The organism is Prevotella sp. lc2012 (assembly GCF_900107065.1).
In the GTDB taxonomy this organism is placed as follows: domain Bacteria; phylum Bacteroidota; class Bacteroidia; order Bacteroidales; family Bacteroidaceae; genus Prevotella.
Genome location: NZ_FNUF01000007.1, coordinates 72,517 through 94,418 on the forward strand (window position 1 = coordinate 72,517; position 21,902 = coordinate 94,418).

Sequence of the window (21,902 nt, forward strand, 5' to 3'; positions counted from 1 at the left end):
GGTTCTACGGCTTATTCATTATCATTTATTGCATTAGGAAGAAAGACTACCGCCTGCTCGGATTCTTCATCATGATGTTTATTGCTGCTCTGATTGTCGCCAAACTCCTGTACTTTGATTTCGGGAATCTGGGATACCGGGAGCAGGATGCCACTAATAATCTGCAATCCTCTGTTTTTCTTGCGAATATCGTTGCCATGAAAAACGCCATATTAAAACTCACTTTTACAAATGTATTCTTCGGATTATTCTGTCAGCTTACTGTTATTGCTATAATCTGTACAGCATTTGCGAAGGAGACGAAAGAGCACATATCTCCCATATTACCTGTTATCGCTGTTATCAACCTGATTACATTCTTTGTGATTATGTACCTTGTTCCCATTGACATGAAATTCCTGCGGTATGTCGCTCCCTTATTCCCAATCTTTGCTCTCGGCTATATTAGCATGGGGGATTTGGGAATTCCCAAATTAGTATTACCTGCTACCGCTGTTACACTACTAGTATTATCATTGATTCAATTCAATGGTAAAAGATCTATTGTTGAACATCTGGACGATGCGTATATTTCTGTTCTATTCAAAGATATTAAAGACACAAATGCTCCGATTTTCATTAAAGGAGAAATGACGTGGAAGCATGCGTATCTTATTCCTTTTCTAAATGACGATTCTAAGATTATCTTTATTTCCAATTTCTCGGAGATCCCAGAAAGATACGCAGAAAAGATGCCATGTGTGTATGTTAATGAAATAGAAGGTGACTTCGAGAATTCTATTGACGTAGATCTCGAGAGTTATACCGAAAAGCTATATGTTCAACGTTTAACCCCAGTACACTACCACAATATACATATGATAAATCACAAATAACTATCTGAACTGCAGAAATATATTAATACCGATACAGATATAGCTTTTTACATCTTTCTTTTCTTTCCGTATCATATTCTTTAATATTTGTAACATGAAAGGTGCTATCCACCATTTGTCAACTCATTGTCAACTCAAAAATTAGGCAACAAAGAAATCGTGTCGTATATTTGCCATAACAAAAACTATAAAAGTTATGAATACGAAACGATTTCTTATTATTGCCTTAGCCGCATTTTTGACACTTGGTGTATCTGCAAGTCCATTTCATCCAGAAGAGGGAGGCGAATCTTCTGGTATTGGAGGGGTGCATGACAAGCCTAGAAAGGCTCTAGGTGTGGGCACAGAAGTTTATGTCCACGTTTCTGGCAACTCCATTATTGTTTTATCAAGTAAGCCGTTAGAGCGTGGTCACATTCTCATCTACCGTAATGGAAGCAACACTATTCCTTACAGCAAGATGATATATATGCCAACACAAGTTACCATCATCACGCTACCACAAGATGTTGTAGACCATATGATATATGGTACACTAATCTACAAAAACGGAAGCGTTACCTTTTGATATTCTCCATATATAATATTAAGGTGAAACATCTGAAACAAATCCTATTTTTCGCTTTCGGAGCGATATTCATTTTTTCAGCAATATCAAAAGCAATCAACATCCCATCGTTCTCACTGGTCATCAATTCCTATTGTGGTCTGCTGGGAATAGATGGGTTGTATAGTTTTACTCGACTATTAGCTATTACCATCTGCGCTTTCGAATTCTTGATTGGTATTGGAGCATTTATCAAACCATGCCAGAGAGTTTTGATATGGGTATATCCAGCCGTCATGGCGTTCTTTGTATATATTACATATATCAATTATACAGATTTGTATGGCGGTATTGAATCTTGTGGATGCTTTGGCGAACTGATTCACTTCACTCCAGCCAGCTCTTTCTATAAGAATATCGTATTGTTGGGGCTGTCATTAATCCTTCTTGCCATACACCTATGGCAGACATCCATATATCGCAAATCACGATATGAGAATGGATAAATCTTGTGGTATCGTCAAATGGTTATGGGGGATCCTGCTGGCTTTCATCCTAACATGTCTTGCATGGTTAGGTACTAGGGTGATGCTGTTCGACCAGTTTGTGATACCCACAGAATCCATGCTGCCTACTCTAATGCCTGGCGACAGAGTGTTGGTAGACAAAACTATCATGGGCGCACGCATCTATTCCGACTTCAATTTTAAGCCAGAAGGAGGCGAACTTAAATGTTGGCGCACGCGAGGAACTCGGACTATCCAACTGAATGACATCGTAGTCTTCAACTTCCCCGAGCATGAGAAGCACCTCAGTTTTGTTATCAATGAAGTTTACTGCAAAAGATGTGTCGCCCTACCTGGCGATAGCCTTAGTATTATTGATGGGCATTATGTAAACAATAACTTCGACGGTGTACTTGGCAACAAGAAGAAACAAGACGATCTTGCTAATATACCGGATAGCACACTTGACTTTCTGCTGCACACAACGCCTTATGACGAGAGAATTCCGTGGACCATTCACCAATTTGGCCCGTTATATATTCCTCGAAGTGGGGACATCATCAAGATTACACCTCACGAGGCATGCCTTTATCGAATGTTACTCGAATGGGAGACAGGAAAGAAGATTGACTTCAGTTGGGAGGAAAACAAAGTATGGGCTAATGGAAAGGAACTGAAGTTTCATCAATTCCTGCATAACTATTATTTTATGGCAGGAGACAACGCTAGCGACTCTAACGATTCTCGATACTGGGGACTGGTGCCAGAGGAATATATCGTGGGCGTTGTAAAATATATTTCCTATTCCGTGGATTCCCAAACAGGCAAACATCGAAAAGGACGCACACTAAAAAGAGTTTAAAATCATGAAATATAAGATACTGGTCATATTGTGCATTGGTATTCTACTTTGGTTCGTCATACAACCAGTTGAGCAAAGATGGAGTGAGACGGATATCCACCTTATCAAGACCATTTGCGTAGTTTCCGCCGTTACCCTTTTAATCTTTTTCTTGCAAAAACAACAATTAGCTATCAGCACAATAGATGTGGTTGTACTCCTTTGGTTTGGATATGTCATGATACGAGCAGGCATGGATACCACCTACCCTTGTGCATCGTTCTGCCTACGAACGATGCAGATGCTTGCCCTCTATATCGGATTACGCCTGATACTCTCTTCTGCAAGTATTTCAGAGAAGATTATTGTCTGGGGTATCTTGCTTTGTGCTTTCTATGAGGTACTTATTGGAGGTCTTCAATTGGTGAACGGGACCAGTAGACACAACTTCTACGCACTAACCGGTACTTTTCTGAACCCTGGTCCATACTCAGCTATCCTCAGTATGGGATTAGTGATGTCATGTCAGGCAAAGAAGCCTTATTGGATTCCACTAATCTTTGCCATTCTACTGCCTGCGACGTGGAGTCGTGCGGCCTTGCTATCTGCAGCCGTCTGCCTTGCTATCATCTATTGGGAACAATGGAAAAGATGGCGGTGGTGGGTTGCCACAGGTGCTCTTTGCATAGCGGCAGTATTTTATTTCCTTAAGCAAGGTTCTGCCGATGGTCGCTCCATCATCTATCTGGTTTCCTTATTAAACATCTATCACTCACCGATATGGGGCAGTGGAATTGGAAGTTTCTTTCATCAATATGCGGAAGGCCTTGCTCTGTTCTGTCAACAACATCCCACATTCAACGTGGAGAGTACAGACGTATTAATGTCTGCATTCAACGAATTGCTATACGTTGGAGTAGAACAAGGACTCGTCGGCCTGGCCTTTGCTATAGTTCTGATCATCTTGCTATTTCTCCAATTGAAGGAAAAAGGGAAGGCTCTGGGAATTGGTTTACTCAGTTTATTGATTTCCTCCATGTTTTCATATCCGCTTGAGCAACTTCCTTATCAGATTCTCTTCGTCGTGATAGCTGCCTACGGCGCTACAAACAAAGGATATACTGAGACTGCACCAATACGGAACAGTTTTTCCAGAAGATATCTCATACCTATTGGCGCTTTTGGGGGCATCCTTCTTTTATCCGGTTTTGCACATCATCATATTACAATAAGAGCAAAGGCAGAGAGTGACTATTGGATGACAGCAGGAATAAAACATTCCGCATTAATCAATGCACATTATGAAATCTTGCCATTGCTCCGAGGTAACCCATACTTTCTATTCGATTTTGGAAAAACATTATCGGAAAATGGGAGATACACAGACAGTAATGCCGTCTTACGCCTAGGCACACTTATCAGTAATGACCCCATGTTCTATGTAATTCAAGGCAACAACTATCTCCAAATGAATCTATACCAAAAAGCAGAACAAGCCTACCAAAAGGCATTTGACATCATGCCGAATCGCATCTATCCGCTCTATCGTCTCATGCTCCTATATGAAAAGAAAGGAGATATTACGAAAGAAAAGGAGATGGCTCAACGAGTCATATCCTTCAAGGAAAAAGTGGTGTCGCCAGCAACAAAAGAAATGAAAGACAAAGCAAGAACGATTCTCAATGAATAATAAACGAATAATTAAAGAATATGAACAAACAACTATCAAAACTTATCATCTTACCCGCATGTTTACTTATGCTGGGGCTTTTATCATGCAACAGTCGTAAAGAGAAAATCAACAAGCAACTCAACGAATTGTATGCCAGTGTTATAGACATTCCGGCTTCTGATATGGACACACTGGTTATCGACTCCGCTTATCTATCGTCAAAGGCCAAGTATCAATTCCTGGCATATGTGGATAGCTCACAATGTACACCATGCTATGCAGGTCACCATCAAGAATGGGAAACTGTATTAGCAAGAGCCTGGAAACTAGAGCCATCTATTACCTTGACGATTATTGTTGAAAGTGATAGTATCTCAGAAGAAGTAAAAAACAGATTCTTTGCGGCAGATTTCAATAGATCCATCTTCATTGACAGAAAGGGAATGTTCCGCAAAAAAAATCCATCTTTCCCAGAATCGAACATCATGCATGTCATGTTATTAGACAAGGATAATCATGTCGTATTAGTCGGGGATCCTGTTCGCAATAATGAAATAGAACAATTGCTTCATCATATGCTTGAGGAAAAGAAGAAATGAGGCATCGGAGTTTTATCATAATTCTGTTTTTAGGGTGTATCAGTTGTCCTGCTCAGCAACTGACACTTTCCTCTGCTATTCAGATAGCACAGGAAAACTCCTATGATGCCATGGTGGCTCGTCTCAGTTTTATGAGCCAGTACTGGAGTTACAGATCCTTCCGCGCAGAGTTGTTGCCAGCAGTGAGTCTGTCGGGAGGACTGCTCCAGTTCGATCGATCGATGGTGGAAGCCAGGAACTCCGACGATGGACGGATATCTTTTGTAGAGAACAACTCCATGGGTAACAGCGTATCGCTGTCGGTTGACCAGAACATTGTACCGTTGGGAGGTAAACTGTCCGTACAATCGTATCTCTACCGGTTGGACCAGTTCAGCTATGACTCCAAGATATATAACTCTCAACCCATACGACTAAGCTATACCCAGCCTCTAAGGGCATATAACAGCCTGAAATGGCAAAAGAAAACGGAACCATTAAAATACGAGAATGCCAAGCGAACATATCTAGAGAATATGGAAGGCGTAGCCATTGAGGCTGTTCGACTATTCTTCGAGGTCCTTGCGGCACAATCCACATATCAACAGTGCATCAGTACACTGAAAGACAGACAATATCTGTATAAGATTGCCAAGAAGCGTTTGGACCTAGGTACCATCACAAAGAGCGACCTATTGCAATTGGAACTATCCTTACTTAACGCACAAGTAGATGCTAATAACAACGAGCTCACACTGAAAAGTCAGAAATTCCGATTGTTTTCCTATCTGAGGATGTTCGACTATGATAAGATCGACCTTATACCTCCTTATTCCATTCCAAATATTTGTGTCAATACGGATGACATCCTACAAAAGGCCCTTGCCAACTCAACCCATACACTCCAGCAAAAGATTAAAAGATTGGAATCGGAGATGCTATTGGCACAGGCAAAGGCAAACAAAGGGTTACAAGTACAGTTGAACAGTGAGATTGGTTTTAATCAGACGTCCAACCACTTCAACAACGCATATCGAGACCTGAAAAACAATGAGATTATTGGACTGACTGTTTATCTACCTATCTTCGACTGGGGAGTCAGCAAAGGCCGAGTAAAGATGGCAGAAGCCGATCTGGAAGTTACTAAGACCCAACTTGAACAGGCCCATGAAACCTATATGCAAGATATCAGAACCAACGTGCTTCAGTTCAACATACAGTCAAGCCAATGCCAGAATGCACTGAGAGCACAAGATATTGCCGATGAGCGCTATGGCATCACTAAACAGCGGTTCGAGGCAGGAACCGTTACCGTAACCGACCTGAATACAGCTCAACAGGAATCAGAGAGTGCAAAAGCCCAATACATTCGTCAGCTTCATACATTTTGGACGAATTATTATAATCTGCGGAAAGCAACCCTTTACGACTGGGTCAGTCATCGGGATTTAAGCGCAGACTTTGATTCCATTATCGACAACGGAAAGTAAAAAATAATTAACGAGATATGAACAGATTTACGACATATATCCTTGCATTCGCATGTTTCACACTTGCTGCTTGTGGCGGCAAGAAGGAAGAGTCATCTGCAGAGATAGAGAAACGTCAACAAGCTATGAATGAGGCATATGTAGACACCATGAAACTCCGAACGTCAACTTTTGACAAGCAGATAGTCTGCAATGGACGGTTGAGGGCTAAAGCCAAGAGTGAGCTGAGTTTCACATCACAGGGTGTAACTATGAATATCTATGTAAAAGAAGGAATGCACGTTGCCAAAGGCGCACTCATCGCATCTCTTGACAAACGGGAGAGAGTGCGAGAAATCGAAAAAGCGGAAAAGGAACTGGAACGTGCCAAAGTGGAATTGACAGACAAACTGATAGGCTTAGGCTATGACGCCTCACTGAAGGGTGTCCCAGAAGATGTCATGAAGCGAGCAGAGGTAACATCAGGCTATTTCACGGCCAAATATCAATTGCAGTCTGCCAAAACGGCTCTAACTGAATGTAACCTTTATGCCCCCTTCAGTGGGCGGATTGCCGACTTAGAAGCTAGATCGTACCAACGCAATGATAAAATCTGTACATTGATCGACGATTCTCAATTTGAGGTAGAGTTCAAGATCCTGGAGGCAGAACTGGCAATCATCCGGAAGGGACAGCATATCAAGGTGTCCCCTTTTGTCTCTGACAGTTTGACTATCGAAGGTGTTATTACCGAAATTAACCCACTCGTTGACGACAAAGGCCTTGTGAAAGTCATGGCAAGGCTGGTCAACAAAGACAATACGTTGATTGACGGCATGAATGTACGGGTTATCGTCGAAGAACAACTTCGAAACATGTTTGTTGTCCCAAAGGATGCTGTTGTGGAACGTGATGGCTATCATGTTGTCTTTATCTACAAAGACGGGCAAGCCGTCTGGACATATGTTGATGTGCTTTATTCCAACATCAACTCCTATGCCATCACGGGATGCCAACGGAAAGAAACAGAGATCCATGCAGGTGATATTATCATCACCTCAGGTAATCTCAATCTGGCTGATGGAACTGAAGTGAAACTTAACAATAGCTAAAGAGAAGGGCATAGACCCGTATATTATTAACTTTTAAACAATTTATTTATGAGAAAAAGAATAATCTTGCTGTCATGCATCACGGCCATTGCCATCGCGACGTTCGTTGGAACAAAGGCTCTCGAGCCAAATGCATATGAGAATGGCCTATTGGCCCAGAATGTCGAGGCATTAAGTCAGGGAGACACTAATTCGGGAGAAGGAGGCATTTGGGGGGCCTCCTGTGTTCCAGAATCAGACCGTCTATGTATTTTGAACCTCACGCTCCCAAATGGACAAAGAGGCCTACTGTTAATAAAAAATTATAGAGACCCATCACCTTATCAAAGAAGATTCATTGACTATCTTCTCAACCCCTGAAAAAAGGGCATATGCCCATATATTATTAACATTTTAAACAATTTATTTATGAAGAAAAAAGTAATTATGCTGTCATGCATCGCAGCTGTTGCCATCGCAACGTTTGTTGGCACAAAGACACTCCAGTCAAATGCATATGAAAGTGGCTTGTTGGCACAAAATGTTGAGGCATTAAGTCAAGGAGACACTGGTGAAGGAGATGCCGGTGAAGACTCTATTTACATTCCATGTGAAGTGTATGAAGGCAACACATGTTCCGTAAATGTCAGAACCGCTAGTGGTTCCGGCGTTATGGATATAGACAATCATAGAAATATCTAATTATCTCATTAATATGGAGGCGTAGATTATGCACACATTATATAAAAGTAAGAGTGTATTTTTCTACGTCTCCACTAATAAAGAATCAATATGCAAAATAAAGTATATTCTGTATTGTTAATGGTATTTGCAGTCTGTTCGTGTACAAATAGTCAGAACGGAGGAAATCACGGGATTGAACTTCAAGGAACTCAAGTCAAGATAGACTCTGCCTATTACGGCTCATTCCCCTTGTTAATATACGATAGCTTGTTAATTTCAAGTTCAAATTCCACAACGTACGGATGCATCGTAAGTTCGTTAACAAACGGTTATTTGACAGGCTCGCAGAATGCTTTTAGCATCGGGAATGGGAATGATGAATTTCACAATATTGCTTTCGCAAAAGGAAAAGACTCCTCGCTTTACATTATAGATTATCCTTTTTACTGTAACAAACTGCTTTCGATAACACAGATAACAAATAGCAATAATATTGATTCAATAAAAGACTCTAAGTTATGGAAGAAACACTCATTAATAAATCTTCCATCTTTTAGATGTGTTTGTAAAACGTTTGTATCTATATCCGATTCAACATTTTTGGTACCGGGTGCGCCATACGATGCCATTGGACATATCATGTCTGTGGTTGATTTCAAGAACCACACTTTGACCCCCTTGGAATACTGGCCTTCAGACGGCGTTCAGGGTGACAGTCTCGCCAAACACTCTATCTATACGAATAACTGCCGGATATTCAGTAACCAAAAAGACCGCTTTCTATATATGTGCGGAGAGGAGAGATTCGCATTTATCTTCACTTTAGAAGGGAAAAGCATTAAAATCTTAAAAGAACTATATTCGGTTCTTCCAGATTACAAGTGTAAAGGTGATGGGAATTACAAAATAAACAGCAGAAGTGGTAATGGATTAGCAATAGATGTTACCCCCAAAAACATCTATGTTTTCCTATACAAAGAGACACTTGAGAATAATGCCTTTCATCGTACCGGAAATACCGTTGAAGTATACGATTGGAATGGAACATTGGAAAAAACGCTAGTACTTGATAGATCTGGAGATTTTATGAAAGTCTCTGATGACAATAACACTCTGTATCTATTCACCAATGATCAGGAATCAGGAGAAGAGAAAATTTGGATGTACAGACTAAACAAAGACAAATAAAAAAGGGCACATGCCTTGTATATTATTAACATTAAAAAAATTATTTATGAAGAAAAAAGTAATGATGCTGTCATGCATTGCAGCTCTGGCCATCGCAACGTTTGTTGGCAAGAAGACTTTCCAGTCAAATGCATACGAAAATGGTCTATTGGCCTTGAATGTTGAGGCTTTAACCCAAAGCGATTTGGGAGACCTTGGAGGTGACATTGGTGGTAGTGTTGGATATAGTTCTATGCATCTGCCTTGTTATAAAAATGTGTATTACGGCAGTATGGGTTGGATACTACAACCAACAGGACAGTGTTCTGCTACGTGCTGGCAGAATCCCAATTCGGACAAACCTTGTCACAGCCATAGTTGTAGCAACTGTTGCTCTGGGAATTAATATGATTCGGTCAAAGAAATAAACAAAAGGCACAAAGGTGTATGGTGCAGTTCTACCTGCAACCAATATCTTTGTGCTTTACAACACTTCTGTAACAACTATTAAAATGAATAATAAGATTCTTGTATGCATATTCACCTGCTCAACCATCTTAGCAGGTTGTGCGGTTAATAATCAGACCTTTAATGGCACTATAATTAACATTTCGGGAGATAAGAACACAGAATTGTTGATTGATAGTTTTGTTACGTCAATCGACTCAACACTTTTACAACCAAACGCCATAGAACACATGGGGGAGGTACAAGATATGTGCTTATCCGACTCGAATGCTTATATATTGGATAAGACTAATTCCATTTGGAAGTTCAATCTGAATACAGGATTCCAAGAAAAAAAGATTAAAAAGACCGGCCATGGTCATGGCGAATATATTAATCCCACATCAATCTGTGTTGATCATGATAATGTGTATGTATTGGACTTTCAAGGTAGCAGTATCATAGTATATGACAGAAATCTGGATTACAAAAACAGGATACAGTTAGAGTTTCCTTCTATAGATTTTGCAAAAGTACCAGATGGATTTTTATTGTGCAATATGAATCCAACTAAAAATCTAAAGAGAATTGTACATATCAATGAGAAAGGAAGTGTCATTAACAGTTTCCTCTCCATGGAAATGAAAGAAGAGAGCATGATGACGGATAGAATCTTCTCGAAAGATGACAATGGGAGCGTCTTCTTTGCAGAACCTGCATCAAATATAATATATAAATGGGAAAACGGGAACGTGCTACCTATATACTCTATTGAATTCGGAAAGATTACTAATGATAAGAACGCATCTAAGGCAAATCCATTGCATGGCAATATGCATATTCGATCATTTGTAACATCACAATATGTCATAACGTTGTATCTTTCCGAGTTTGTATTAACAAACGTATATAACGAACAAAAGGCCACTTCTATATCTGGACTAGTTAACACTCGATTACGACATCCATTTTACCCTATTGCATATTATGACGGAGCTCTTTATGGAATATATGACATCCAAAATGATAATAAAAACATGATACTCATTAAATACAATATTAGACCAGAATGATGTCCAATCTCACTGATAACACAAGAATAAAAACATAGTAATAACTAAAGAAAAGGGCATATGCCCATATTATTAACTCTTTAAACAATTTATTTATGAAAAAGAAAGTAATTACGCTGTCATGCATTGCAGCAGTTGCCATCGCAACGTTCGTTGGCACAAAAGTTCTCCAGTCAAATGCATGTGAGAATGGTCTGCTGACTCAGAATGTTGAGGCGCTGTCGAAATCGGAAGGAAACCCAACCAGAGTTTTCGATTGCTTCAAGATTCATATTCATATGCACGGAGCCCAAATTAGGGATTGTTCGTCGTGTAAGTATATTAGCAATACTACTGGCAGAGGTGTATCTCAATGTTTTCTCTAATCTTTAGGGCTGTTTCTATGAGACAGCCCCTATTAACATATAAATGGTTTCAACATAAATAAATTTCTACGCCCCATATTCATCCAAAGTAATCTAAAAGTTGAAGAAAGGACTTATGGGTGTATACAATATGCTAATAAATAGAGGAAAGGGCATATGCCCATATTATTAACTCTTTAAACAATTTATTTATGAAAAAGAAAGTAATTACGCTGTCATGCATTGCAGCTGTGCTCATCGCGACGTTCGTTAGCACAAAGACTTTCCAGTCAAATGCATACGAGAATGGTTTACTGACACAGAATGTTGAGGCACTGTCTAACTCAGAGGGCCAGAAAGTCGATTGTGCCGTCACCTATGCATATAAGCATGGAAGCATAACAAGGTATTGCAAGACTTGTTTGTATGTTGGCAGTGCAGCTGCCAATGGCAAAAGTAAATGCAAGCCATGGTTCTCTTTTTGAGACTGCATTATCAAGAAAAGACCATTTCGCAGGTAGCATAGGGAGACCTCCCTTATCTATTAAAACCCATACAAAAGGGCAAATGCCCATATTATTAACTCTTTAAACAATTTAATTATGAAGAAGAAAGTAATTACGCTGTCATGCATTGCAGCGGTTGCCATCGCTACGTTCGTTGGCACAAAGGCTCTCCAGTCAAATGCATACGAGAATGGTCTGCTGACCCAAAATGTTGAAGCCCTGTCTAAATCGGAAGGAGGTAAAAGGTACAGTTGCTACTACCTCAATAAGTATAAGCACGGGGGATTATATAGAGATTGTATAACATGTGACTATGCCTATGGTGCACCGAGAGGTTCTGGTACATGCTATCGTTAATTATTGGGACTGTTTTTTGAGACAGCTCTATGGATATAAAAGCTGTAAGTAAAAAAGGGCAAATGCCCGTATTATTAACTCTTTAAACAATTTATTTATGAAGAAGAAAGTAATCAAGCTGTCATGCATTGCTGTGGTTGCCATCGCAACGTTCGTTGGCACAAAGGCTCTCCAGTCAAATGCATACGAGAATGGTCTGCTGACTCAGAATGTTGAGGCGCTGTCGAAATCGGAAAGCGGCAAAAGGTACAGTTGCTACTACGACACAAAACCTTGGCACGGATACTACTTTAGGCATTGTTCAACATGTAAATATGCTAGTGGAGCTAAAGAAAAGAATAGATCAGGTTTCTGTTATCTCTAATCATTAAGACTGTTTCTAAGAGACAGTCCTGTAGATATACGAGAAGCGAGTAACAAAAGGGCGTATGCCCGTATTATTAACTTTTTAAACAATTTATTTATGAAGAAGAAAGTAATCAAGCTGTCATGCATTGCAGCGGTTGCCATCGCTACGTTCGTTGGCACAAAGACGTTCCAGTCAAATGCATACGAGAATGGTCTGCTGACTCAGAATGTTGAGGCTCTTTCCAAATCAGAAAGTGGCGGACTCGATTGTTATAAAAATAAAATTTATAAACACGGGAGCCAGATCTTGTACTGTGACCAATGTAGGCTTTTAAAGAACTCTACTGGTAGTGGCAAAGGCAAATGCTAAATTATCAGGGCTGTTTCTATGAGACAGCCCTACAAATAATGATCATATGAAAAAAGGTATATTCTATATAATTGCATTAGTTTGTCTTGTTTCTTGTCATAATAAAGTTGATAGTAACAAGGAATACATGGGATTCGAGGAGGTAAAAAAAGTCTACTCGTTTCCCAAAATTCAAACACTGCGTGCAAATGATATGACTTCTGTCAACACGCCAGATTATTTCATCGAGGATTTCGTCGTATACGACTCGCTCCTGTTCATCGATACAGATCAGGATTACGGTATACTTGATGTTCTTTCCATAGACTCCATGAAGTCGTTGGGACGGTTTCTTAACAAAGGAAAAGCCATTGGAGAATTCGTACAGGGCATTGATCTGACACTACACATGACATTTGAGACTGCAAATGATTCTATTTTTGCCAATGTATACGACCCAATCTTAGGTCGAGTCTATGCAGTAAACATTACCCAATCCATTGCAGACAAGAAAGTCTGCACAAAAGAGCTTAAGTATAGTCAAGCACTTCCGCGATATGCTTTCTGGGCAAAGACCATAGGTGACACTTTAATATATATTCGCGAAATTGATAAAATGGAGACTCACCAAAACCGCTCTATCATCACGCGAACCGGTGTTCAATCCAAACCATTCATTAATAAAATGAATGAATTTGAAGTGCCTATGAATGAGGATTTCAATATTATGTCTACGCTGATTGCTATGGCGCCATCCAACGACTACGTCGTAGAGTCGTTGCTCGGAATGAACTATATCAACATCTACTCATTGCAAAAAGACAACGGATATACCATATGCATAGGTAAAAAGCAGGACAAGTTGAGTGACATTCTAAAAACTCCGGAATCTGACCGTATGTATATGTTTGCTGACCTGAGGACCTATAGCTTTGGCTTCGCCGTTTTGGAATTCAACATCACAGAAGGTCATTACATTGATGATAAGCCATACTATCCCTCTATCTTACTGTTTGACTGGTCTGGAAATCCCATCGGCGAAATCAAATCGGAGATTCAGTTTAATCATTTCGATTATGACGAACATCAGAAGATGTTATATATATTAGACTCAAATAGTAAACTGCTGAAATGCAAGATTGATATTAACTAGAATGCGTTATTGATTCCATGCTGAGTAAAATCATCCATCGACCTATTGCTGTAACCATGTGCCTTATCGCTGTTGTGGTGATGGGGTGTCTGGCACTACGTTTTATCCCTGTATCGCTTATGCCTGACATTGATGTGCCACAGATAACGGTACAGGCAAATATCCCCGGTCATTCCGCCAAAGAGATAGAACAGAGAGTAATATCGCCACTACGAGGTCAGTTAATGCAGGTGGCAGGAGTGAAGGATATACGCAGTGAGGCAAGGATGGATGCCGGGCATGTGGTGATGACCTTTGAACCAGGAAGTAATGTTGATCTTCTCTTCATTGAGGTCAATGAAAAGATCGACCGTTCGATGAATACCATGCCAAAAGACATGGAACGTCCCAAAGTGATCAAGGCCAGTGCTATGGATATTCCAGCCTTTTATCTCGACATATGGCTTAAACGGACAGATGAAAAATCCCCCCAAGCGGATGAATACGCTGAGACAGCAGGGTTAGCATTTGCCCAATTAGGACGTTTCGCAAAAGGGGTGGTAAGTAAGCGTATCGAACAGCTTCCACAGACAGCAATGGTTGACATCAGCGGTACTGTTGGAACTGAGATCGAGTGTATTCCTGATTACGAGAAGTTGCAATCCATAGGCCTGAGTACACAAGATATCGAAAATGCCATCAAAAAAAACAATATCACACTGGAGGCTTTAAGTGTGGTAGATGGCATCTTTCGATATAATATTCATTTCGATTCCCAACTGCTAACAAAAGAAGATGTAGAAGACATCTATATCAATCATGAAGGGCGATTGTTGCAGTTGAAAGATCTATGTAGCATCAAAGAACATATAGCTCAGCAAAACGGAAAGGTAAGACACAACAAAAACAACGCCATCACACTTGCCATCATCAAGCAGAATGATGCACAAATGGCAGATTTGCAGGAGAGTATGGAGGCCTTACTTTCCGAGATGAGGAAAGAGTATCCTGATATTCAGTTTGAACTTACCAGAGATCAGACACACCTGCTGACCTATACCATCAAAAACCTAAAGACAAATCTGTATGTCGGTGTACTACTGGCCTGTCTGATCTTATTCTTGTTTATGCGTCAATGGCGATTGTCACTACTCATCGTACTGACCATTCCACTCTCATTAATACTGACCCTGCTCAGTTTCTACATAATAGGCATCTCAATGAATATCATTTCTTTGTCAGGGTTGATATTGGGAGTTGGAATGATCGTAGACAACTCTATCATCGTAATCGACAATATGATGCGAAGATGGAGAGAAGGAGAAAGACTTCAAACGGCCATCGTAAACGGTGTACGTGAAGTTTTCGCTCCGATGCTGAGTTCTGTTCTAACAACCTGTTCGGTGTTCTTACCCTTGATCTTTCTCAGTGGTATTGCCGGGACACTTTTCTATGATCAGGCCATGGGCGTAACTATCGCCCTGTTTGCGTCATTAGCTGTCGCCTCGTTGGTAATCCCTGTATATTTCCATTTCCTATTCCGGAAGCATCATCATGCGCCAACAGAAGAGAGCAAGAGACAAATTAACCTCTATCGTCCATATAAAAGTATCATGGGATGGGTGTTCAGGCATGCAAGGACTTGTCTGATTACACTTGTTTGTCTTATTCCATTGACACTTTTCTTTTTCTGGCAGATAGAAAAGGAACGGATGCCAAAGGTCGATCATGATGACACACTGATGACTATTGACTGGAATATGGGAATAGCGGCTGATGAGAATGACCGACGGATCATGGAACTGATGAATGGTATTGAGAAAGAAACCGTGACTTCAACATCGATGATAGGAGCACAAGATTTTCTGCTTTCTCATACAAAGGATATCACTGCCTCTGAAGCTGTCGTATACTTCAAAACACCATCTAAAAAGAAACTGGAAAAGGCAAAGGAAAAGATCGTTGAACTATTGAAAGAACGTTACCCATCAGCTTCAGTAGAATTTAATGAGTCTGGTAACCTGTATAACTTGATCTTTTCTACAAATGAATCGGATCTAGAGATACACCTACAGGATCAAGACGGTCGAAGGCCGGATATTGCTACCGCACGAAGATTTACAGATACCTTACGTACTCATTTTACTGACATCGCTATCATGCCTGTACTCACTGAGACAAACATTCAGTACATGGCAGACATGGAACAGATGGCCATCTATAAGGTGAGCTATGAACAACTCTACAGCAGACTTAAGGAACTGATCAGCAAAAATGAGATATTCAATATCAATGACGGGGCACAGAGTATCCCTGTAATCGTGGGAACAGACAACAGAGAAAGCGACCGCATACTGAATAGCAGCGTCAAAAACGGTGAAGGAGTTGATATCCCTATAGTATACTTAGTCAAAGAGACTAGAGGTGAGGACTACAAGCGACTGCAGGCAGGAAACAGTGGAGAATACTTTAGCATCGATCTGAATGCCAATGACAAAAAGGTTGAACAGATTATGAGATATGTAGACGAATATGTTCATCAGCCCAAGGCAGAACTATCGGCTTCATTCGCAGGTGGATATTTCTCCAGCAGACAAATGATCAAAGAGCTTGCCTTAGTCTTGAGTGTAGCATTGGCTTTGCTCTATTTCATTCTATCAGCCCAATTCGAAAGTTTTATCCAGCCATTCATTATCTTAACAGAAATGGTTATTGACGTATTCTTCGTTATTGCGGTGTTATGGGTATTTGGAGAATCGGTAAATGTGATGTCCATGATAGGACTTGTAGTTATGAGTGGTATTATCATCAATGATTCTATCTTAAAGATAGACAGTATCAACCGACTACGACGAGGTGGCGCTCCCCTACTCCGCGCCATCATGACTGCCGGGCATAACCGTCTGAAGCCAATTGTTATGACCTCGCTCACGACGATACTAGCTATTCTGCCATTCCTCCAAAGAGGTGACATGGGATCCGCCTTGCAATACCCTCTGTCGTTGACGCTTATTGTTGGTATGGCTATCGGAACGATGGTCAGTCTGTTCCTGATTCCATTATTCTATTACCTGATATATCGTAAACGAGCATGAAAGTATCCAACTTCACCCTTCTATTGATACTTGCCATTTTCATGGTGGTTGGGGCTGCACTGCTTCCAAAGATAGACGTGGCAGATAATCCACGTCCACGACAGGGTAAGACATTGACTGTAGAGTTCTACTGGCAAAGGGCTTCAGCTAAGGTCATCGAGCAGAACGTCACCTCTAGAATTGAGGGATTGATATCCGCTGTCAAGGGTGTTGAAAGCGTCTCTTCAGAATCGTATTTCGGATCAGGAAAGGTTGTCGTGGAACTAAAAAAGGAGGCAGATGTCTCATCCACAAAATTTGAAATATCCTCATTGCTAAAGCAGATACACAAACGATTACCGGAAGGCGTCTCTTATCCTGTTTTGACAGGAGGTGAAGTGGTGAACGAGAAGGGACGAAGTGAGACGACTCAGTTATTGTTGACCTACCAAATCAACTCTAATCTAAGTGACGAGCAACTAAAAGAATATATAGAAAGGAAGGTAGAGCCTATCGTCAAGCAACTGGAAGACGTGAGACGAGTGGAAGTGACAGGAGGAGTGAGCAAGGTAATAGAGATTACGTATAACCCGTTTATCCTTGCCAATTATGGACTGACCGCATACGATATAGAAAAAAGTATCCGTAGTTTCATCGGCCGCGAGGATATTGTGGGCGAGGTAGTTCATCATGACTCCGATATAGAGGCCATAGGAGTAGACGGCCAAAGAGCAGGAACAAAAAAAAGAATTGACCTCTATCTGACAACAGGTAAGTTCGTGAAACCTCTGGAACAGATGCCTGTCGGAGTCGTCGACGGTAAGACGATCTATTTGAATGATCTGGCCTCCTATGAATATAAAAACAAAGAACCAGACAAGTATTTCCGGGTAAACGGCTTGAACACCATCTACCTGAATATCCACGTTGATGCGAAAGCAAATAAGATATCATTATCCAATAAGATTCAGAAACAGATCAAAGAAACTGAAAAGCAATTCAGGAAGGGAATCTATCTGACGCTGACATATGACGGAGCGGAAGAAAGAGAAAGCGAGCTACACAAACTAGTATGGCGCTCTTTGATGGCGCTAGGCATCTTATTGTCCTTTGTTTGGTTGACAAAAAGAGACTGGAAGTATCTCACGATCATGGCGACAACACTGGTTGCCATCATCTTGACAGCAGTTATCGCATACTCGATACTAGACATTCGACTACATATCTATTCCTTGGCAGGTATTACTGTGTCATTGGGTCTGGTCATTGATGCGTCTATCGTGATGACCGACCACTATAGCTACTACCATAACCGTCGAGCATTCCTAGCAATCCTCGCGGCATTACTGACCACCATCGGGTCACTGGTGATTGTATTCTGGCTACCCGAATTTATACAAAAGGATCTGTATGATTTTGCATGGATCATCATTGTCAATCTGTCAGTGGCTCTCTTTGTGGCTTACGCTTTCACGCCAGCTCTGATAGAACAAATGGAATATAGAAGTTATCAGCAGGGACATATCCGACATAAAAAACTAGTAACGGGATGGACCCACTTCTATACTAGATACGTATCATTCACACAAAAGCATAAATGGATCTACATCATCATTTTGGTGTTAGCTTTTGGCATTCCCTTTCATGCATTGCCTCCAGAACTGGGAAAGGACCAAAAAGACGAAGAATCCCATAAGGTATGGCATGATATGTACAATGCCACATTGGGAAGTAATTTCTTCCAACTGAAATGCAAGGATACCTTGTCAAAACTCTTCGGTGGCACAATGCGTTTGTTTTCCGAATCTCTCTCCGACAATACCTATAACTCAGAAAAAGACAAGGAGAAGAAACTGACCATCAGGGCACAGATGCCATTAGGAGAAAGTGCAACAGAACTGAACGAGAAGGTCGTTATCCTCGAAAATTTTTTATCCGGATATAAAGAGATCAAACGGTTTGAAACCCGAGTGGAATCATGGGGATCAACGACTGTTGTCGAGTTCAAGGACGAATTCAAAAAAACATCTTTTCCATATCTATTAGAGAGTAAGGTCATCGGGAAAATCATCTCCATTGGTGGAGCAGACTGGAGTACCAGCGGTGTAAGCGAACGAGGATTCAGCAACTCCTTGAATTTACAGTTCCGCTCAAACCGAATTGAGATCATTGGCTATAACTATGACCGTCTGTATAGAATTGCCGAGGAGATGTGTAAGACGATGAAACAAAACAGCCGCGTGGTAGACCTAACCATAGAGACTCCTGGGCACGAGAACCAAGAGGATGAGTTCTTTATGGATTACAATAAAGAGAGAATGGCACTCTACAATTTTGATCTCATCGCCAGTCATCAGGCTCTGCGTGAGATATTATCAGGCTATGACATAGAAAAATACCATGACACTCATCTGTCATCCGACATGCATCTAAAATCATCAGAGAAAGACAGATTTGATCTTTGGCATCTACAAAATGCATATATGAAAGTGAATGGTAATGACACAAAACTGTCTGACTTCATGGAGATTAATAGGCGGGAAGCGAAAAATTGTATTCCTAAAAAGAATCAAGAGTATATACTACGAGTTGCTTTCAACGTTTTAGGCACTTACACATATACAGACAAATATATTAAGAAAACCATCAAGGAGTATAATGCGAAGATTCCTGTCGGCTACAAATGCAGAAACGCAACGTACGGATGGTATGAGGATAACGGCACACAATATTGGCTGATCTTACTCATTGTGGTTATCATATACTTCATTTGTTCCATTTTGTTCGAGTCTCTCAGGCTGCCATTGGTCATTATATCCCTTATTCCGGTATCATTTATTGGAACATTCCTAACCTATTACTTCTCTGGTGTGGAATTCGGAACAGGTGGCTTTGCCTCACTGGTACTACTAAGTGGATTGACAGTAAACGGAGGCATCTACATTATTTATGAATACCTGAGCATAACGAGAAAGAATCGTCAAAAAGCCGGTACGGCATTATATGTAAGGGCTTATAACCATAAGATTACGGCTGTATTCCTAACGATTCTATCTACGGTTCTCGGCTTAATACCGTTCTTCATCGATGGAAAGGACGAGCCTTTTTGGTTCTCGTTCGCCATTGGCTCGGCGGGCGGGTTGCTTTTCTCGGTTATAGCGATTGTATTCGTGATGCCAATATTTATGAGACTCAATCACAAAGATAATAACAATCAAATTAAAAACCATAAATAATAGTTATGATGTATATAAGCAAAAAAACGGCGACACTATTAATGCTGTGTTTAACTTTTCTTTGTTCATGCGAGCAAAAGGTAGATCAAGCATTAAAACTGGCGGGTGACAACCGTCAGGAGTTAGAAAAAGTGCTGGATCATTTTAAGAACGATCCCGACCCATTGAAGTATGAGTCGGCCAAGTTCCTGATTGAGAACATGCCCTACCATCACGCATTATATGGTGAGATTGCAGATCAGTATGTGAAGGCTTATGCAGCAATGGGGACGCATGCCGTTGAATTTCGTGATAGTGTTGTCGACGCGGAAACCAAGCAGCTTACCGGACAAGCCGTCATGAAGGTCTCGGATATTAGAAAGATAAAAGCCGAATTCCTGATCAAGGCGATAGATGATGCCTGCGACCTCTGGGCAAAAGTGAACTGGAAAAACGAGTATGATCAATCCACGTTCTTTAATTACGTATTGCCATACAGGCTTTCCGATGAACCTGTAAGTGATTGGCGACAAACCATTAAGACCTTATTCCCGTATCTGGATGCCGATGTCGCGTACAGCGATCAAGGCGTTCAGTTCTCAGCTTTTGAAGGACATCTCGTCAATGCGAAGATAATTGGATCACCCAATGCAATGAAAGGAAAAGCCGTACGGATATCCCCTGACAATTCCTCTGTCACTTTCAGCATCCCGTCAGACATGGATGTACAGAAGATCGTACGACTCAGATATAATGCGACAGCGGTAGGCACGAAGGCACAGGTAAAGGTGAACGGCCAGACCGTCGGAACCATTGACCTGATGCAGGTCGGAAACGAGTATTCATTCAAGACCTCTCTTCCAGGAATCGTGCTGAACCTGCAGAAAGGGGAGAACAAGATTACGATAGGGTCTGCCAACAAGCCGTTTGTCCTTGACTATATGGAAGTGGGGGCCTACGAGCCTTATCATTCGGAAGAGGCGGTCGACTACTCCGATTCCTATTGCCAGATACAGAATGTGGGAACGAGCAACTATGTATCCTTCGACACCATACAGTCAACGATTGGTCAGCCCATCACACTGCGCAGCTATTCGCCGGATGACAGGACGCTCAACATGCGTCTGGACTATCAGGGCTATCCGTGCTGGAGGATTGCTCCCATGGACTCCGTGGACCTGTACCTGGAAGACTATCGGGTCTGTCTTGACACCCTGGCGATTGTAAGTAAGCAGGTATACATCCTGGTGACCAATCCGGACAGATGCTATGAAAGGGATGTGACCGCCTATCAGTCCAGATACATCAATCACCAGAAATGGGCAATCATACCTGTCGGTGACGGCATGTGCAAGATCATGAACAAGCAGACGGGCTTGTTCTGGGAATCCCGCGTCGACAAGCAGACTGGCAAGGAGATCCTGGTACAGAACTTCTATTCCGGAAAGGACACGCAGAAATGGAAGATCACCAAGAAAGAAAAGAACCCCTATGCCCGGTCATTCTTCAGGATCGGAAATGCCCAGTCTGAGGCTGTGCGGGTGACGGATGCGATGGACCTGTTCGTGCCCGCTAAAGCCAGAGGCAGTGTAACTCCGAGTCTGGCATCATTATGCCGATACCGTAC

At 41.3% G+C, this 21,902-nt stretch carries 20 protein-coding genes; all 20 read left to right on the forward strand.

Annotated elements, in window-relative coordinates; translation table 11 throughout:
- The coding region (locus BLU99_RS11825) for a hypothetical protein (RefSeq protein WP_218128548.1) at positions 1-875 on the forward strand (875 nt) is incomplete at its 5' end.
- Positions 876-1,071: 196 nt separating this feature from the next.
- Complete coding sequence (locus BLU99_RS11830) at positions 1,072-1,443, forward strand: hypothetical protein (RefSeq protein WP_091902348.1); 372 nt, start codon at positions 1,072-1,074, stop codon at positions 1,441-1,443.
- A gap of 23 nt (positions 1,444-1,466) precedes the next feature.
- Positions 1,467-1,928, forward strand: coding sequence for a MauE/DoxX family redox-associated membrane protein (locus BLU99_RS12465; protein ID WP_369807725.1), 462 nt, complete (start codon positions 1,467-1,469; stop codon positions 1,926-1,928).
- Complete coding sequence (lepB, locus tag BLU99_RS11840) at positions 1,921-2,790, forward strand: signal peptidase I (RefSeq protein WP_176771133.1); 870 nt, start codon at positions 1,921-1,923, stop codon at positions 2,788-2,790. Before BLU99_RS12465 ends, lepB begins: the two co-directional genes overlap by 8 nt.
- A 4-nt stretch (positions 2,791-2,794) precedes the next feature.
- Complete coding sequence (locus tag BLU99_RS11845; protein WP_091902354.1) at positions 2,795-4,459, forward strand: O-antigen ligase family protein; 1,665 nt, start codon at positions 2,795-2,797, stop codon at positions 4,457-4,459.
- Between the two features lie 20 nt (positions 4,460-4,479).
- Positions 4,480-5,040 (forward strand): hypothetical protein, encoded by a 561-nt coding sequence (locus tag BLU99_RS11850; RefSeq protein WP_144006151.1) that lies wholly within the window; start codon positions 4,480-4,482, stop codon positions 5,038-5,040.
- The gene (locus BLU99_RS11855; protein WP_091902358.1) at positions 5,037-6,509 is read left to right on the forward strand and encodes a TolC family protein; all 1,473 of its coding nucleotides are present in this window, start codon (positions 5,037-5,039) and stop codon (positions 6,507-6,509) included. Before BLU99_RS11850 ends, BLU99_RS11855 begins: the two co-directional genes overlap by 4 nt.
- 17 nt (positions 6,510-6,526) lie before the next feature.
- Entirely contained in the window at positions 6,527-7,600 is a 1,074-nt protein-coding gene (locus tag BLU99_RS11860; RefSeq protein WP_091902360.1) for an efflux RND transporter periplasmic adaptor subunit, read from the forward strand.
- 408 nt (positions 7,601-8,008) lie between these two features.
- A complete protein-coding gene (locus BLU99_RS11870; RefSeq protein WP_091902364.1) occupies positions 8,009-8,281 on the forward strand; it encodes an NVEALA domain-containing protein in 273 nt (90 codons plus the stop codon).
- Positions 8,282-8,371: 90 nt separating this feature from the next.
- Positions 8,372-9,451, forward strand: a complete 1,080-nt coding sequence (locus BLU99_RS11875) for a hypothetical protein (protein WP_144006152.1) — start codon at positions 8,372-8,374, stop codon at positions 9,449-9,451.
- Positions 9,452-9,497: 46 nt separating this feature from the next.
- A complete protein-coding gene (locus BLU99_RS12190; protein WP_144006153.1) occupies positions 9,498-9,836 on the forward strand; it encodes a hypothetical protein in 339 nt (112 codons plus the stop codon).
- A 106-nt stretch (positions 9,837-9,942) separates the two neighbouring features.
- Entirely contained in the window at positions 9,943-10,950 is a 1,008-nt protein-coding gene (locus tag BLU99_RS11880) for a 6-bladed beta-propeller (protein WP_091902368.1), read from the forward strand.
- A gap of 556 nt (positions 10,951-11,506) precedes the next feature.
- Positions 11,507-11,779: a hypothetical protein gene (locus BLU99_RS11885; protein WP_091902370.1), complete on the forward strand. Its 273-nt coding sequence runs from the start codon at positions 11,507-11,509 to the stop codon at positions 11,777-11,779.
- 117 nt (positions 11,780-11,896) lie between these two features.
- On the forward strand, positions 11,897-12,157 hold the full coding sequence (locus BLU99_RS12195; RefSeq protein WP_143065771.1) for a hypothetical protein: 261 nt from the start codon (positions 11,897-11,899) through the stop codon (positions 12,155-12,157).
- Between the two features lie 97 nt (positions 12,158-12,254).
- Entirely contained in the window at positions 12,255-12,521 is a 267-nt protein-coding gene (locus tag BLU99_RS11890) for a hypothetical protein (RefSeq protein WP_091902372.1), read from the forward strand.
- 99 nt (positions 12,522-12,620) lie between these two features.
- Positions 12,621-12,875, forward strand: a complete 255-nt coding sequence (locus BLU99_RS11895; RefSeq protein WP_091902374.1) for an NVEALA domain-containing protein — start codon at positions 12,621-12,623, stop codon at positions 12,873-12,875.
- Between the two features lie 46 nt (positions 12,876-12,921).
- Positions 12,922-14,007: a hypothetical protein gene (locus tag BLU99_RS11900; protein WP_091902376.1), complete on the forward strand. Its 1,086-nt coding sequence runs from the start codon at positions 12,922-12,924 to the stop codon at positions 14,005-14,007.
- 17 nt (positions 14,008-14,024) lie between these two features.
- Positions 14,025-17,081: an efflux RND transporter permease subunit gene (locus BLU99_RS11905; protein ID WP_091902378.1), complete on the forward strand. Its 3,057-nt coding sequence runs from the start codon at positions 14,025-14,027 to the stop codon at positions 17,079-17,081.
- Positions 17,078-20,296: an efflux RND transporter permease subunit gene (locus tag BLU99_RS11910; protein ID WP_091902380.1), complete on the forward strand. Its 3,219-nt coding sequence runs from the start codon at positions 17,078-17,080 to the stop codon at positions 20,294-20,296. The genes BLU99_RS11905 and BLU99_RS11910 overlap by 4 nt, the downstream gene beginning before the upstream one ends.
- A gap of 41 nt (positions 20,297-20,337) precedes the next feature.
- The coding region (locus BLU99_RS11915; RefSeq protein ID WP_176771134.1) for an RICIN domain-containing protein at positions 20,338-21,902 on the forward strand (1,565 nt) is incomplete at its 3' end.

Bases quoted from the DNA above. Each gene is read 5' to 3' on its own strand.
- BLU99_RS12195 (WP_143065771.1), top strand. From the start codon at position 11,897: ATGAAGAAGAAAGTAATTACGCTGTCATGCATTGCAGCGGTTGCCATC.
- BLU99_RS11905 (WP_091902378.1), top strand. From the start codon at position 14,025: ATGCTGAGTAAAATCATCCATCGACCTATTGCTGTAACCATGTGCCTT.
- BLU99_RS11895 (WP_091902374.1), top strand. From the start codon at position 12,621: ATGAAGAAGAAAGTAATCAAGCTGTCATGCATTGCAGCGGTTGCCATC.
- lepB (WP_176771133.1), top strand. From the start codon at position 1,921: ATGGATAAATCTTGTGGTATCGTCAAATGGTTATGGGGGATCCTGCTG.
- BLU99_RS12190 (WP_144006153.1), top strand. From the start codon at position 9,498: ATGAAGAAAAAAGTAATGATGCTGTCATGCATTGCAGCTCTGGCCATC.
- BLU99_RS11875 (WP_144006152.1), top strand. From the start codon at position 8,372: ATGCAAAATAAAGTATATTCTGTATTGTTAATGGTATTTGCAGTCTGT.
- BLU99_RS11885 (WP_091902370.1), top strand. From the start codon at position 11,507: ATGAAAAAGAAAGTAATTACGCTGTCATGCATTGCAGCTGTGCTCATC.
- BLU99_RS11910 (WP_091902380.1), top strand. From the start codon at position 17,078: ATGAAAGTATCCAACTTCACCCTTCTATTGATACTTGCCATTTTCATG.
- BLU99_RS11850 (WP_144006151.1), top strand. From the start codon at position 4,480: ATGAACAAACAACTATCAAAACTTATCATCTTACCCGCATGTTTACTT.
- BLU99_RS11890 (WP_091902372.1), top strand. From the start codon at position 12,255: ATGAAGAAGAAAGTAATCAAGCTGTCATGCATTGCTGTGGTTGCCATC.
- BLU99_RS11870 (WP_091902364.1), top strand. From the start codon at position 8,009: ATGAAGAAAAAAGTAATTATGCTGTCATGCATCGCAGCTGTTGCCATC.
- BLU99_RS11900 (WP_091902376.1), top strand. From the start codon at position 12,922: ATGAAAAAAGGTATATTCTATATAATTGCATTAGTTTGTCTTGTTTCT.
- BLU99_RS11860 (WP_091902360.1), top strand. From the start codon at position 6,527: ATGAACAGATTTACGACATATATCCTTGCATTCGCATGTTTCACACTT.
- BLU99_RS11855 (WP_091902358.1), top strand. From the start codon at position 5,037: ATGAGGCATCGGAGTTTTATCATAATTCTGTTTTTAGGGTGTATCAGT.
- BLU99_RS11845 (WP_091902354.1), top strand. From the start codon at position 2,795: ATGAAATATAAGATACTGGTCATATTGTGCATTGGTATTCTACTTTGG.
- BLU99_RS11880 (WP_091902368.1), top strand. From the start codon at position 9,943: ATGAATAATAAGATTCTTGTATGCATATTCACCTGCTCAACCATCTTA.
- BLU99_RS11830 (WP_091902348.1), top strand. From the start codon at position 1,072: ATGAATACGAAACGATTTCTTATTATTGCCTTAGCCGCATTTTTGACA.